The organism is Streptomyces sp. NPDC096323, from assembly GCF_040302845.1.
In the GTDB taxonomy this organism is placed as follows: domain Bacteria; phylum Actinomycetota; class Actinomycetes; order Streptomycetales; family Streptomycetaceae; genus Streptomyces.
Genome location: NZ_JBEOSI010000020.1, coordinates 24,278 through 39,644 on the forward strand (window position 1 = coordinate 24,278; position 15,367 = coordinate 39,644).

Genomic DNA, 15,367 nt, shown 5'->3' on the forward strand with positions numbered 1-15,367 from the left:
CTGCACTCGCAGAAAGGGATGGAGAGGACCTATGCGACAACGTCCTAGATACACCCTGTTCATGGTGGTGGTGGCATTCCTGGTTTCGCTGCTCCCAGAAATGGCCGCTAGTGCCGCAGATGGCGTCGCGGAAGACTACGACGTGCTGTTCTTCCACAAGACGACCGGTTTCCGGCACGACTCGATACCGTCCGCCATCGCCGCCGTCGAGAAACTAGGCCAGGACAACGGCTTCGCGGTGACCGAGACGCAGGACGCCTCGGTCTTCACCGACCAGGGGCTGGCACCGTACGAGGCCATCGTCTTCTTCACCGACGGTGAGAAGACACTCGGCGCCACGCAGCGCCAGGCGTTCGAACGCTATATCCAGCGCGGCGGAGGCTTCGTCGGGCTGCACTCGGCGTCGAACACGGACAAGACCGACTGGCCCTGGTGGTCGGACCTCATGGGCGGCGGGTTCTTCAAGAGCCACCCCTCCGGCGCCGGCCAGCTCCAGGAGGCGACCGTACGGATCGAAGACCCCGCACATCCGTCGACCTCGGACCTGCCGGCCGAATGGGTCCGCCGGGACGAGTGGTACAACCTCACCGCTAATCCCCGCGGCAAGGTCCACGTCCTCGCCACACTGGACGAATCGACGTACAACCCGGGACCGGACGCCATGGGCGACGACCACCCGATCGCCTGGTGCTCCGCCTTCGACGGCGGCCGGACCTGGTACTCGGCCCTGGGCCACAACCCCGAGCACTACGACGAGCCGCTGCTGCGCCGGCACATCCTCGGCGGCATCCAGTGGGCGGCGGGCACCGCCGAGGGCTCATGCGGGGAGCCGCGTGAAGGGATCCCCACGGAGGCGTCCTTCGAGAAGGTCGCCCTCGACGACAACACCGCCAACCCGATGGAACTCGCCGTCGCCCCCGACGGGCGGGTCTTCTACGTCGAGTTGGGCGGCAAGGTGAAGGTCTACGACCCCGAGACAAGTGGCGTACGCACCCTCGCGCAGATTCCAGTGCACCGCGGCAACGAGAACGGGCTGCTCGGCATGGCCCTCGACCCCGACTTCAAGACGAACCACTGGGTCTATCTCTTCTACAGCGCACCGTCGCCGGAAGTGCAGCACGTCTCCAGATTCACCGTCGACGGCGACACCCTGGACATGGACTCCGAGAAGATCCTTCTGGAGATTCCGCACCAGCGGGAGGTGTGCTGTCATTCCGCCGGTTCGATGAGGTTCGGCCCCGACGGAAACCTCTTCATCTCCACCGGAGACGACACCGCGCACTTCGCCTCGGACGGCTTCGCCCCCATCGACGGGCGCGTCCACGACGAGCAGAACAGCGAGGACGCCAAGCATTCGTACGACGCCAGGCGCACCTCCGGCAACACCAACGACCTGCGGGGCAAGATCCTGCGGATCACGCCCGAGGACGACGGCACCTATGCGATACCGGACGGCAACCTGTTCCCGCCGGGAACAGATAAGACGCGGCCCGAGATCTACACGATGGGACACCGTAACCCGTTCCGGATCGCCGTAGACGACGAGACAGGCTGGGTCTACGCCGGCGAGGTCGGTCCCGACGCCGGGGGCGACAACCCCGACCGCGGCCCCCGTGGCTACGACGAGTGGAACCAGATCCGCGAGGCGGGCAACTACGGCTGGCCGTACTGCATCGCCGGCAACCAGCCGTACCGCGAATGGGACTTCGCCACCAAGACCCCTGGTGAGTCCTTCGACTGCGAGAACGGCCCCGCCAACAAGTCCCCGTTCAACACCGGCCTGGAGACTGTGCCGCCGGCCAAGGACGCGTTCGTCTGGTACCCGTACGGGCCGTCGCCGCAGTTCCCCGAGCTGCCGTCCTCGGGCGGACGCTCCGCGTACGCGGGAGACGTGTACCACTACGACCCCGACCTGCTGGGTCACGGGCAGTTCCCGGAGTACTACGACGACGCGGTATTCGTCATGGAGTGGTCGCGCAAGTGGATCGGCGCGCTCAGGCTGGACGAGAACGGCAACTACAAGAGCTTTGAACAGTTCATGCCGAGCACCCTCTTCCGCGGCCCGCACGACATGGAGTTCGGGCCGGACGGGGCGATGTACCTGATCGAGTGGGGTATGGAAGCGAATTGGGCCGGAGGCGGCGTCAACCCGGACTCCGGTCTCTACAAGATCAACTACACCAAGGGGGCACGGACCCCGGTCTCGAAGGCCACTGCCGACCAGGACTCCGGGCTCCTGCCCCTGAAGGTTTCCTTCTCCAGCGAGGGCAGTCAGGACCCGGACGGTGACGAGCTGACGTACGCGTGGGACTTCGGTGACGGTACGACGTCGGACGACCCCGGCCCGAGCCACACCTACGCTGATGCCGGCCAGTACACCGCGCGGCTCACGGTCACCGACCCGTCGGGACGCTCCGGTGCCTCCAACATCACGATCACCGCTGGGAACACGCGCCCCGAGGTGACCCTCGAACTGCCCCACGACGGGCAGGTATTCGACTGGGGTGACGAGATTCCCTTCCGGGTCTCCGTGAAAGACGCCGAGGACGGCACCGGCGACGCGATCGACTGCGCTCTCGTGACCGTACAACAGGGTCTCTACCACGACGAGGGCGGCAATGCGCACGTGCACCCCGGTCAGTCGCAGAACGGCTGCGAGGGCGTCCTCGTCACCCAGAGCGACGCGGAGCACGGAGAAGCCGCGGACGTGGCGCTGACGGTGACGGCCAGCTATACCGACCTAGGAGGCGAGGCGAGCGCGCCGGCGCTGACCGGTGGCGTGACGAACTTCCTGCAACAGAGGCGCAAGGAGACCGAGCACTTCAGCGACTCGTCGAACGTCGGTGTCAGCGATGCCAAGGACCAGGAGACCGGTGGCGGCAAGGCGATCACCGGTCAGGGCGGCGCGTGGGCGTCGTACGAGCCCTACAACCTCGAAGGCGTCGGCTCGATGACGCTGCGCGCCGCGTCGGCCGACGACGCGACGGTCGAGGTGCGGCGCGGCGCACCCGACGGCGAGCTGCTGGGCACCGCACGGATCGAGGGCAACGCCCAGGTACCGCGGACGGTGGGCCCGGAGGGCTTCGGCAGCGCCGTCCAGCTCAACGGATCCGGCCCGCAGGAGAAGGTGGAACTGCCCCAGGGGATCGTCGACGAAGTCGAGGACTTCACCATCTCGACGTGGGTGAACTGGTCCGGCGACCAGACGTGGGCCCGAGTGTTCGACTTCGGCTCCGGCACTGGCAACTACATGTTCCTGACGCCGAGCGCGGGCGGCACCGACAAGCTGCGGTACGCGATCACGACCGGTTCCGGTGAACAGCAGATCAACGGCTCGCAGCAACTGCCCACCAGCGGCTGGCAGCACGTCGCGGTCACGCTGTCGGGCACCAAGGGCACGCTGTACCTGAACGGGGAGCCGATCGGGAGCAACGAGAACATGACGTTGAGTCCGTCGGATCTCGGCCGGACGCAGCAGAACTGGATCGGCGACTCCCAATGGGCCTCTGATCCGCTGCTCAACGGCTCCGTCGACGACTTCCACATCTTCGACCGGGCCCTGACACCGGACGAGGTGCGGTCGCTGACGGTCGGCCCCGGTGGCGGCACCGGTGGCGGCAACGTCGCCTGGTACCGGTTCGACGAGGACGGCGGCGCCACCGTCGTCGACTCCTCCGGGAAGGGCAACGCCGCGAGCGTCCTGCTCGCCGAGGGCAACGTCCCCTGGCAGAGCGTCACGTTCGACCTGAAGCGGACCGAGGGGACCTTCCCGCTGCACCTGGTCTTCCCGGACGGCCAGGTGCGGGTGAACTGGATGGAGCTCGGCGCGTCGCCCGCCGGGCTGTGCTCTCCCGCCGATTCGCGGGAGACCGTCTTCGTCGACGATGTCGACAGCGGGGTACGCAATGCCGAGGTCGGGGACGGATGCACCATCAATGACCTCATTCTGGACGAGCGGACATGGACCGGTCACCCCTCCTTCCTCCGGCACGTCAAAGAGGTGACGGCCAAGCTCGTCGCGGACGGGCTGATCACCAGGAAGGAAGCTGGTGCCATCAACCGCGCCGCCAGGCGGAGCGGGGTCGGCCGCGCATGACGTAGGTGGCTGACGCCGTCCCTCCAGACTCGGGTGGCCCGGGGCAAGCTCGCCCTGGGCCACCCGAGTTCGGCGTACTGTGCGTCGGACCTCAGTCGGCTCCGCCGAACGCCGCGTCGAAGGAGGTGGTGGGCCGTTCGAAGTCGTAGGCCTTCAGCCGTCGCAGTGCTTCCGGGGCGCCGTGGAGGCGGTCCATGCCGGCGTCCTCCCACTCGACGGAGATGGGGCCCTGGTAGTCGATGGAGCGCAGCATGCGGAAGACGTCCTCCCAGGGGACGTCGCCGTGTCCGGCGGAGACGAAGTCCCAGCCGCGGCGCGGGTCGCCCCAGGGCAGGTGGGAGCCGAGGCGGCCGTTGCGGCCGTCGAGGCGGGTGCGGGCCTCCTTGCAGTCGACGTGGTATATCCGGTCGCGGAAGTCCCACAGGAAGCCGACCGGGTCGAGGTCCTGCCAGACGAAGTGGGAGGGGTCGAAATTGAGCCCGAAGGCGGGCCGGTGGCCGACGGCCTCCAGGGCGCGGTGGGTGGTCCAGTAGTCGTAGGCGATCTCGCCGGGGTGGACCTCGTGGGCGAACCGCACGCCCTCGGCGTCGAAGACGTCCAGGATGGGGTTCCAGCGCTCGGCGAAGTCCTCGTACCCCCGCTCGATCATGGACGCGGGGGCGGGCGGGAACATGGCGACCAGGTGCCAGATGGCCGAGCCGGTGAAGCCGATGACGGTGTCCACGCCGAAGGCCGCCGCGGCGCGGGCGGTATCGGCGATCTCGGCGGCGGCCCGGCGGCGCACGCCCTCGGGCTCGCCGTCGCCCCAGACACGGTCGGGCAGGATGGCGCGGTGGCGTTCGTCGATGATGGCGTCGCAGACGGCCTGGCCGACCAGGTGGTTGGAGACGGCCGAGCACTTCAGGCCGTACTTCTCCATCAGCTGGTGGCGGCCCTTGAGGTAGGAGGGGTCGGCGAGGGCCTTGTCGACCTCGAAGTGATCGCCCCAGCAGGCCAGTTCGAGACCGTTGTAGCCGAAGTCGCGGGCAAGCCGGCAGACCTCCTCCAGGGGAAGGTCCGCCCACTGGCCGGTGAAGAGGGTGAAACGGTTGGTCATGGCAGGCGTCCTTGTCAGTCCTCGAAGGTGGGCACGGCTGTGTAGACGCTGTCCTTGGAGGCGCTCTCCTCGACGGCGGCGAGCACCCGCTGCACCTGCAGTCCGTCGGCGAACGACGGGGAGGGGTGGGTGCCGTCGGCGATGGCGTGAATGAGGTCGCGGGCCTGGTGGACGAACGCGTGCTCGTAGCCGAGGCCGTGACCGGGCGGCCACCAGGCAGCCACGTAGGGGTGATCGGGCTCGGTCACCAGGATGCGGCGGAAGCCGGCCTGGGCGCCGGGCTCGGTGCCGTCGAAGAAGTGCAGCTCGTTGAGACGTTCGAGGTCGAAGAGGAGCGAGCCGCGCTCACCGTTGATCTCGATCTGCATCGCGTTCTTGCGGCCGGGTGCGAAGCGGGTGGCCTCGAAGGAGGCGAGTGCGCCGGACTGGAAGCGGCCGGTGAACAGGGCGGCGTCATCCACGGTGACCTGGCCGCGGCCGGCTCCCGCTGAGGCGCTCAGTCCCGCCGACGCGATGGCAGGCAGGGGGCGTTCGGGCACGAAGGTCGTCATGTGCGCGGAGACACCGGCGAGGACCTCGCCCACCAGGTGCTGGGCGAGGTCCACGAGGTGGGAGCCGAGATCGCCTAGGGCACCGGACCCGGCCGACTCGCGCTTCAGCCGCCAGGTGAGGGGGAAGTCGGGATCGACGAGCCAGTCCTGGAGGTAGGTGAGGCGGACGTGCCGGATCTTGCCGAGCCTGCCGTCCTTGATCATGGAGTGGGCCAGGGAAAGGGCGGGCGTACGGCGGTAGCTGAAGCCGGTCATCGCGATCCGGCCGGGGTTGCGTTCTGCCGCGGCGACCATGGCCTCGGCCTCCTCGACCGTGTTGGCCAGAGGCTTCTCGCACAGCACGTGCTTTCCGGCGTCCAGCGCGGCGACGGCGATCTCCACATGACTTTCGCCAGGGGTGCAGATGTCGATGACGTCGATGTCGTCGCGGGCGATCAACTGGCGCCAGTCGGTCTCGACGGACGACCAGCCCAGCTTGTCGGCGGCGGCGTTCGCAGCCTGCTGGTTCCGGCCGCACACCGCGGCGAGATGCGGCTCGAGCGGCAGGTCGAAGACTCGGCCGGCCGTACGCCAGCCCTGCGAGTGGACGGCACCCATGAAGGCGTAGCCGATGAGGCCGATCCCGAGCCGGGGCCTGTGGGCGACGGTGGATTCCATATGAGTGAGTTCTCCTTGAGGAGGCAGGGGTGAGCGCGGCGCGCCGCGCTCACCCCTGCCTCAGCGACGGTGAGGGCGAATCCCCGGAGCGGCTTACTTGAACCCGGTCGACATGTAGCGGTCGACGTTCTCCCTGTCGACGACGGCCGAGTACACGGCGACGGAGGAGGGAATCTCGAACTCCGCGAGTCCGCCGAGCCCCTTGCTCTGTCCCAGCGCCCGCGCCAGGTCGATCGCGGAGGCGGCCATGGTCGGCGGGTACAGGACGGTCGCCTTGAGGACGCCGCTGTCGGCCTTGATGGCCTGGAAGGCGGCGAGCGAGCCCGCCCCGCCGACCATGAGGAAGTCGTCGCGCCCGGCCTGTTCGATGGCGCGCAGGGCGCCGATGCCCTGGTCGTCGTCGTGGTTCCACAAGGCGTCGAACTTCGACTGCGCCTGCAGCAGCTGGGCCATCTTGGCCTGCCCGGACTCGACGGTGAACTCGGCGGCCTGGCGGGCGACCTTCTTGATGTTGGGGTAGTTCTTCAGCGCGTCGTCGAAGCCCTGGGTGCGCTGCTTGGTCAGCTCCAGGTTGTCGAGACCGGCGAGTTCGATCACACGGGCGTTCGGCTTGCCCTTGAGCTTCTCGCCGATGTAGTGCCCGGCGTTCAGGCCCATGCCGTAGTTGTCGCCGCCGACCCAGCAGCGGTAGGCCTGGGGGGTGTCGAAGATGCGGTCAAGGTTGACGACCGGGATGCCGGCCCGCATGGCCTTGAGACCGACCCGGGTGAGGGCCTTGCCGTCGGCGGGCAGGACCACAAGCACGTCGACCTTCTTGTTGATGAGGGTCTCGATCTGGCCGATCTGCTGGGCGGTGTCGTTGGAGCCCTCGGTGGTCTCGAGGGTGACGTCCTTGTAGCTCTCCGCGCGCTCGCGGGCGTTGACGTTGATGGCGTTGAGCCACCCGTGGTCGGCCTGCGGGCCGGCGAAGCCGATGGTGACCGGCTTGCCGGGCTTGTCGTTGGAGGCGGGAGCCTGCGCGGCGTTGCTCTTGGCGCCGCCGGTCTCGTTCGAGGTGCAGGCGGTGAGCGCGGCGCCGGCCGAGACGGCGGCAGTGCCGATGAGCAGTCTTCTGCGGGAGGGGTTCATTGCCTGAGCCATGGTGGTGCTTCTCCTTGCGGTGGCGCTCTACTCGTGGGCGGTGCGGCGCTGGATGAGGACGGCGACGATGATGATCGCGCCCTTGGCGATCTGCTGCGTCGCCGTCTGGAGGTTGTTGAGGGCGAAGATGTTGGTGATCGTGGTGAAGATCAGGACGCCAAGCACGGAACCGGTGATGTTGCCGCGGCCACCGCTGAGCAGGGTGCCCCCGATGATCACGGCGGCGATGGCGTCGAGTTCGTAGAGGTTGCCGTTGGTGTTCTGGCCTGAGCCGGACAGGATGATCAACAGGAAGGCGGCGATGCCGCAGCACAGTCCGGACAGCAGGTACAGATACAGACGCTGGCGCCGCACGTCGATGCCGGCGAGCCGGGCGGCTTCGGGGTTGCCTCCGATGGCGACGGTGCGCCGCCCGAACGTCGTGCGGTTGAGCACCAGCCACCCGATGACCCCGACGAACGCGAAGACGATCACGAGAGGCGGCACACCGAGGACGTACGCGTCCTTCTCGCCCAGATCGAGGATCTCGGGGATGGTGACGATCTGTGTGCGCCCGTCCGTGATCTGCAGGGCGAGGCCACGGGCGGAGGCGAGCATGGCCAGGGTGGCGATGAACGCGACCATCCTGCCGTAGGCGATGAGGACGCCGTTGACCAGACCGCAGCCCAGGCCCGCGGCTATGGCGGTGAACAGGACCCCGGCGAATCCGTACTCCTGCGTTGCGACCGTGGTCGCCCAGACCGAGGCCAGCGCCACGATGGCGCCGACCGACAGGTCGATCCCTCCGCCGATGATCACGAAGGCCATGCCGACGGTCACCACGCCGATCACCGACGCCTGGGTGAGTACGAGTTGGAGATTGCTCACGGCGAGGAACGCGTCCGGCTTGGTGACACCGCCGACGATCACGAGGATCGCGAGCACGCCGAGCAGCGACAGCGTGCGCACGTCGAGCCGGAGGCCGAGTGAGGGCCGACGCTGTGGCGGCGGGGCGGAAGCGGACTTCTCGGCCGCGGATACGGCCGCGGACTGCGTCATGATGCGTGGTTCCCTTCAAGTACGAGGTCGAGTACGCGGTGTTCGTCCAGTTCGCGTGCGGGGGAGGTGTGCACGACGCGTCCTTCGCGAAGGACGAGGACACGGTCGGAGAGGCCCAGTACCTCCGGGATCTCGCTGGAGACCACGAGGACGGCCAGGCCCTCGTCGGCCAGGCGCCGGATCACGGCGTACAGCTCGACGCGCGCTCCGATGTCGACACCGCGGGTGGGTTCGTCCAGTAGGAGGACGCGGCATCCCCGGAGCAGCCAACGGGCCAGGACGGCCTTTTGCTGATTGCCGCCGGAGAGGTTCTTGACCTGGGTGTCCGTGTTGTCCGGGCGGAGCACCAGGTCACGCGTCACCTGCTGTGCCGCGGCACGCTCCGCCGTCCGGTCGATCCATCCGAGGCGGGAGAACCGGCTGAGGGTGGAGACCGAGACGTTGCGGGTGACGGACTCCAGCATCAGCAGAGCCTGTGCCTTGCGCTCCTCGGGAGCCAGACCGATCCCCGCGCGAACGGCGGCCGGCACGTCGCCGGGCCGGACCTCCTCGCCGTCCACGAACACCTGGCCGGACGTGGGTCGGCGGGCTCCGTACACGGTCTCCAGGATCTCGGTGCGGCCGGACCCCACCAGGCCTGCCAGCCCGACGATCTCCCCGGGCCGGACCTCGATGTCCAGCGACTCGAACTCGCCCTGACGGCAGAGTCCCCGCACCCTCAGAACCGGCGGAACCTCGGAGGTCACCGGGTCGGCAGTGCGAGGGGAGAAGGGGAACACGTGGTCGACGCGGCGGCCCGTCATCAGGGCGACGATGTCGCTGGTGGACGTCGACCGGGTCGGCAGGCCGTCGGCGACGGACCGTCCGTCCTTGAGGACAGTCACACGGTCGCCGATCTGGCGGATCTCCTCCAGGCGGTGCGAGATGTAGACGACGGCCACGCCGTCGGCCGTCAGCCTGTTGACGATGCGGAAGAGGTTGCGGACCTCGTCCGGGTCGAGAGCGGCCGAGGGCTCGTCCATCACGATCAGCCGTGCGTCGTGGGACAGTGCGCGGGCCATCGAGACGATCTGCTGCTGAGCGGCCGAGAGATCGGCGACCGGCGCCGCCGGATCGATCTCGGGATGGCCCAGTCGCGCCAGCAGGGCGGAGGCGCTCTCCCGGGCGACCCGGGGGCGCACGACGAACCCCGCGCGCGTCGGTTCATGACCGAGGGTGATGTTCTCCGCCACGGGCAGGTGCTCGACGAGGTCGAGCTCCTGATAGATGGTCGCGATGCCGAGGCGCATGGCGTCGACCGGGGACTTGAACCGAGTGGGGCTGCCCTGCCACACGATCTCGCCGTCGTCCGGCTGATGAGCACCTGCCAGGACCTTGATCAGGGTGGACTTTCCCGCGCCGTTCTGGCCGAGGAGGCAATGGACCTCGCCCTCGTTGACCGAGAGGTCGACGCCGGCGAGAGCACGGACGCCCGGGAAGGACTTGGTGATCCCGGTCATCTTGAGCAGCGGAGCCGGTACGCCGGCTGGTTTGCTGAGATGGGTTGTTGGCGGCATGGGATGGATCCTCGGTTCGGTGGGACTCAAGGTCGGGCACTGCTGTTCTTCGTGGCCGCTGCGAACGTCTGCGAGGCGCGGGGTGGGTGCTTCCGCCCGACGGCTCGCGATGCCCGGTCGTGGTGGTGGCCGGGCGGTGGCCGAGGCGCCCCACCGTCCGCGGGGCTGCGACGGTGGGGCGGGTCTGGGCGGCGTCGAGCCCGGACGTCGGGCCCTGCCGGCGATCGGACCGGCTGCGGCGGCCGTGCCGTGCCGGTCTGTGCCGGTCTGTGCTGGCATCACCGGCCACGTCGTGAGCCGGCGCGGCATCTCCGACGTGGGCTTTCAGGAAGCCGGTGTCACGGCCGTGCGGCTGTACGTGGGTTCGAGATGGGCGCGGCCGATGTCGCAGATGGTCCGTGGCGTAAGCCCTGAGGGGCGTCTTCCGGCCGAGCCGTTGTGCGCCTCATGTCGCCTCCTGCCACCAACCGGTTTTCCGTTCCTGGCCCGGTGAAACCTAGCAGCGTTTTTTAGGCAAGGGAAGAACTTACGACAACAGAGCGGTCACTTTCGACGACGAAAAGACAAAGTGTTGGCTTCGGTGCCGCCGGAGTGGATCACTCCGCTTCATTCCCGGAGCGTTGCCCTAACGGAGGGGGCTGAACCGAGCTTTGTCCCGTAGAGGGCGAAAGTTGAGTCCTCTTCTGCATAAGGTCTTTCACATCATGCAGAAGCGGGCTATGTTCACCGTCGACTCACTCGAAGGATGGTGCATCACGACAGATGCCGGCCTTCCCGCTCCGGCACGCAGGACGACCCGCGTATCGACGACCTACGGGGCAGTCGGCAGTGGCCGGCATCGCTCCTGTCCCGTACCCCTGGCCCAGGACCCCTCTCCGCCTTCCGCAGGCGCGTCCTGGGCCAGGCGCCGGTCCGCTGCCGGCCGTCCCGCGTGCCCGGTGGCTCCGGCGCCATGAACGGTCCGTGCCGAGCGTGGAGTCACCGCCCTCGGCACCGGCCATCCCCTCATCACACGCACAGGAACAGCAAAGGAGGCGCTCGCGATGACAGCGTCGACACGGGCAGTGCCACGTACGGGAGTCTGGCTGATCGGAGCGCGCGGCTCCGTCGCCACCACAGTGGTCGCCGGATGCGCGGCCGTCGCGGGCGGGCTGCAGCCGGCCGCCGGGATGGTGACCCTGAGTCCGCGCTTCGCCGGCTGCGGTCTGCCGGAGCCGGGGTCGCTGGTCTTCGGCGGCCACGACGTCGTCTCCTGCCCGCTCCCGAAACGGGCCGAGCAACTCGCCGCACAAGGGGTCCTCCCGTACGAGCTGCCTGCGGCCGTGGGCGGCGAACTCGTCGCCGCGGACGCCGAGATCCGGACCGGTGGCCCGCTCGCGGCCGATCCGCGCAGCGACGATGCGCTGATCAGCCAGTTCGCAGCGGACATCGATTCCTTCCGGACACGGAACAACCTGGCGCGGTGCGTGGTGGTCAACGTAGCGTCCACCGAGCCGGCGGTCCGCGAAGGGGACGGGCGGCTGCCGGCCAGCTCCCTGTACGCCGCCGCGGCACTGGGGGCCGGCGCCAGTTACGTCAACTTCACTCCGTCGACCGGACTGCACCATCCGGCGTTCTCCGGACCGTACGAGGTTCCGGTGGCCGGGCGGGACGGCAAGACGGGGCAGACGATGCTGCGCTCGGTGCTGGGCCCGATGTTCGCGCAGCGTGCGCTCACCGTACGGTCCTGGTCGGGAACGAACCTGCTGGGCGGCGGCGACGGCGCGGCGCTCGCCGACCCGGCCGCCGCCGCCGCGAAGAACGCGGGGAAAGAGCGGGTCCTCGCCGACACTCTGGGCATGACCCCCGAGGGCGTGGTGCACATCGACGACGTGCCGTCCATGGGCGACTGGAAGACGGCCTGGGACCACGTCGCCTTCGAGGGTTTCCTCGGCGCGCGGATGGTGCTCCAGACCACCTGGCAGGGGTGCGACTCGGCCCTCGCGGCACCGCTCGTGCTGGACCTGGCCCGACTAGTCGCCCGCGCGCACGAAGCGGGGCTCGCCGGCCCCTTGCCCGAGTTGGCCTTCTACTTCAAGGACCCCGATCCGGGAGCTCCTTCGTCGCTCGCCGAGCAGTACACGGCGCTGCTCGGCTTCGCGGAGCGGCTGCGGGCGGCGGGGACATGAGCGGAGTGCGTGACCTGGTGCCGCTGGACCTCTCCGTCGCCGAGACGGGCGCCACCCACGAGGGCAGCTCGATCCTGTGCGGCGGGGAGTGAGCGATGCGCTTCCGGCATCCGGACGGCACCACTGTCCACCTCGCCTACTGCACCAACGTGCACCCCGCCGAGACCCTCGACGGCGTCCTCGCCCAGCTCCGGGACCACTGCGAGCCCGTCCGCCTCCGCCTCGGCCGCGACCGCCTCGGCATCGGCCTGTGGCTGGCCAGAGACGCGGCCCACACGCTGATCAGCGACCCCTCCGCCTTGCGGGCCCTGCGCGCGGAGCTGAAGCACCGACGCCTGGAGGTCGTCACCCTCAACGGCTTCCCCTACGAGGGCTTCGGCGCCGGCGAGGTCAAGTACCGTGTCTACAAGCCCGACTGGGCGGACCCCGAACGCCTGCAGTACACCGCTGACCTGGCCCGCCTGCTGACCGAACTTCTGCCGGACGACGTCGCCGAGGGCAGCATCTCCACCCTCCCGCTCGCCTGGCGGACCTCGTACGACCATCCGTCGGCCGTGGTCGCAAAGCGGGCGCTCTCCTCCTTGGCCGAATTCCTCGACACCATGGAGCGGTTCACGGGACGGTCCATCCACGTCGGCCTGGAGCCGGAGCCGGGCTGCGCCGTGGAGACCACGGCCGATGCGATCGGCCCTCTCTCCGAAATCGGCCACGACCGGATCGGGGTCTGCGTCGACACCTGCCACCTCGCCACCTCCTTCGAAGTCCCGGCAACCGCGTTCGGCGCGCTGCAGGCCGCCGATATTCGCATCGTCAAGGCTCAGTTGTCGGCCGCCCTGCACGTACAGGAGCCGCACCTGCCCGAGGCGCGCCGGGCGCTGGCGGCCTTCGACGAGCCCCGTTTCCTGCACCAGACGCGGGTGAGGACGGAGACCGGACTGCGAGGCGTCGACGATGTGGGGGAGGCCCTCCGCCTGGGAGGCCTGCCGGTCGGCGCACCCTGGCGCGCCCACTTCCACCTCCCCCTGCACGCGGTGTCCGCCGGGCCGTTGACCTCCACGCGGCATACGCTCCAGGACTGCCTGACCCATCTGGTCGGCGGGCCCGTCGCGCGTACGCACCACTTGGAGGTCGAGACGTACACATGGCAGGCCATGCCGCTCTCGTTGCGACCGCTCGACCGTGCGGGCCTGAACGACGGCATCGCCGCCGAACTGATGCTCGCGCGTGACCTGCTGACCGACCTCGGCCTCAAGGAGCTGCCGTGACCCGCCCCGGGGCTACTGGTCCGACGACGGCCGCTTGCCCGCAAGCAGGGCCTGTGAGCCACGCCGGGCGCCTCCCCCGGGAGGGTGACAGCCGTAAGGTTCCGGATCGACGTGCTCGGGAGCGCATGTACGGCTCCGGACGAAGCGCCTCGGCGTGGTCTACCGATGTCGGGGGGCTGTCATCGGTAGCGGCTCAGGCGTGCACTGCCCGGGCCGAACACCATGATCCCCGTTACTTATGCTTAACGTCAAGCAAAAGCTCGCGCTCCATCGACCTACGTGGGCTGAGGGGCCTATTCGCCGGCCACCGAGCGGTCGATTGCGGCGGGGCTGAGCGCGTGCTCGATCACCATGAGGGACGCTCCGACCACACCGGCGCGGTCTCCCATCTGGCGGACACGAATGTTCAGGTGCTGGGTGACCAGGGGGAGGGAGCGGCTGTAGATGACTTCCCGCACGCCCGCGAGGAGGTGCTCACCGGCATCGGAGAGGTCACCGCCGATGACGATCGCGCCGGGGTTGAAGAAGTTCACCAGAGATGCCAGTACCCCTCCGATGTCCCGGCCAGCCTGACGGATCATCTGCATCGCGGCGGCGTTTCCGGTCCGGACCAGTCCGAGCACGTCGCGGCTGTCGGCGACGTCCTCGCCGAGGTCCCGGAGCCGTTCCGCGATCGCCCATCCACTGGCGACGGCTTCCAGGCAGCCGACATTGCCGCACCGGCAGACCCGCTCCGGCGCGGTGGTGACCTGGATGTGGCCGATGTCTCCGGCCGCTCCCTGCGCGCCGCGGTGGAGGCGGTGCTCGGTGATGATGCCGCAGCCGATCTCGGTACCGACGTTGACGAAGAGCAGGTGTTCGACCTGGGGACCGAGCGCTTCGTGCTCGCTGAGAGCCATCACATTGACAGACTTGTCGACCAGGACGGGCGCTTCCCACCTGTGCTGGAACCAGCCCGGCACGTCGAAGCCGTCCCAGCCGGACATGACCGGCGGATTGACGGGCCGGCCGGTCGTGTGCTCGACGGGGCCCGGAAGGCCGATGCCCACCCCGCACACGTCAGCGAGGCTGTGCCCGGTCTCGGCCAGCAGGTTCTCGAATTCCTGGACAAGCCACTTCAGGACGTACTCGGGTCCCTCGGCGATGGCCACGTCCTGGCTGCGTTCGGCCAGCACCTTCGTCGCCAGGTCGGTCACGGCGACCCGGGTCCGGGTGGTGCCGACGTCGGCGGAGAGCACGATCCTCGCGCCGGTGTTGAAGGCGAAGGAGACGGCGGGTCTGCCGCCCGAGGAGATCGCGTCACCCTTCGGCACGATCCAGCGGTGGTCGAGGAGGGCGTCGACGCGCTGGGCCACCGTGGACCTGGAAAGACCGGTGAGTTGCACCAATTCGGCGCGGGTCTGCGCCTGGCCGTTACGCAGTAGCGCCAGAAGGGCGCCCGCGCCTACCGGTTCCATGGTCAACTCCGTGTCTCCTCGTGTCGGCGATACCTCACTCCAGGGTTAAGCATACAGACCGAGGCACTTATGCTTAAGGCTTCGAGTAAACCCTCCTTGTGATCCAAATTGCGGCCGATATCGGACGGTATTCGGTGAAAGTCCGCGCTGTGGTGACCGTAACCTGGACTGGCCCACACCATCCGTCTGATCTGATCCGGCCTGAAGCCCTCCGCGAAACGGAGACCCACCACGCCTGTGGTCAGGCCTCCTTGTGAGGGGCCGTACTGTCCCGGACCACGAGGGTGGTCGCCAGCTCGACCCGGCGGCTCTCCAGTTCCTCACCCTCGATCAGTCTGAGCAG

The 15,367-nt window shown here is 68.7% G+C and carries 9 protein-coding genes; 3 read left to right on the plus strand and 6 right to left on the minus strand.

Going from position 1 to position 15,367, the window contains the following annotated elements; all coding sequences use genetic code 11:
• Nucleotides 1-31: 31 nt before the first annotated feature.
• A complete protein-coding gene (locus ABTX18_RS35240; RefSeq protein WP_352126878.1) occupies nt 32-4,096 on the plus strand; it encodes a ThuA domain-containing protein in 4,065 nt (1,354 codons plus the stop codon).
• Between the two features lie 91 nt (nt 4,097-4,187).
• Here the strand turns inward: ABTX18_RS35240 and ABTX18_RS35245 are convergent, their stop codons facing one another.
• The 5 genes from ABTX18_RS35245 to ABTX18_RS35265 form a co-directional block, all read right to left on the minus strand.
• Nucleotides 4,188-5,192, minus strand: coding sequence for a sugar phosphate isomerase/epimerase family protein (locus tag ABTX18_RS35245; protein ID WP_352126879.1), 1,005 nt, complete (start codon nt 5,190-5,192; stop codon nt 4,188-4,190).
• Nucleotides 5,193-5,206: 14 nt separating this feature from the next.
• Nucleotides 5,207-6,400 carry a Gfo/Idh/MocA family protein gene (locus ABTX18_RS35250; protein ID WP_352126880.1) on the minus strand — a complete coding sequence of 398 codons (1,194 nt, stop codon included), beginning with the start codon at nt 6,398-6,400 and terminating at the stop codon, nt 5,207-5,209.
• A 93-nt stretch (nt 6,401-6,493) separates the two neighbouring features.
• On the minus strand, nt 6,494-7,540 hold the full coding sequence (locus ABTX18_RS35255; protein ID WP_352126881.1) for a substrate-binding domain-containing protein: 1,047 nt from the start codon (nt 7,538-7,540) through the stop codon (nt 6,494-6,496).
• A 27-nt stretch (nt 7,541-7,567) separates the two neighbouring features.
• On the minus strand, nt 7,568-8,578 hold the full coding sequence (locus ABTX18_RS35260; RefSeq protein ID WP_352126882.1) for an ABC transporter permease: 1,011 nt from the start codon (nt 8,576-8,578) through the stop codon (nt 7,568-7,570).
• Nucleotides 8,575-10,134 (minus strand): sugar ABC transporter ATP-binding protein, encoded by a 1,560-nt coding sequence (locus tag ABTX18_RS35265; RefSeq protein ID WP_352126883.1) that lies wholly within the window; start codon nt 10,132-10,134, stop codon nt 8,575-8,577. Before ABTX18_RS35265 ends, ABTX18_RS35260 begins: the two co-directional genes overlap by 4 nt.
• Nucleotides 10,135-11,177: 1,043 nt before the next feature.
• Between ABTX18_RS35265 and ABTX18_RS35270 the strand changes: the two genes are divergently transcribed.
• Together ABTX18_RS35270 and eboE are read left to right on the plus strand one after the other, a co-directional pair.
• The gene (locus ABTX18_RS35270; RefSeq protein WP_352126884.1) at nt 11,178-12,302 is read left to right on the plus strand and encodes an inositol-3-phosphate synthase; all 1,125 of its coding nucleotides are present in this window, start codon (nt 11,178-11,180) and stop codon (nt 12,300-12,302) included.
• Between the two features lie 95 nt (nt 12,303-12,397).
• Nucleotides 12,398-13,567, plus strand: a complete 1,170-nt coding sequence (gene eboE, locus ABTX18_RS35275) for a metabolite traffic protein EboE (RefSeq protein WP_352126885.1) — start codon at nt 12,398-12,400, stop codon at nt 13,565-13,567.
• A 293-nt stretch (nt 13,568-13,860) separates the two neighbouring features.
• Here the strand turns inward: eboE and ABTX18_RS35280 are convergent, their stop codons facing one another.
• Entirely contained in the window at nt 13,861-15,024 is a 1,164-nt protein-coding gene (locus ABTX18_RS35280; protein WP_352126886.1) for an ROK family transcriptional regulator, read from the minus strand.
• Nucleotides 15,025-15,367 lie beyond the last annotated feature (343 nt).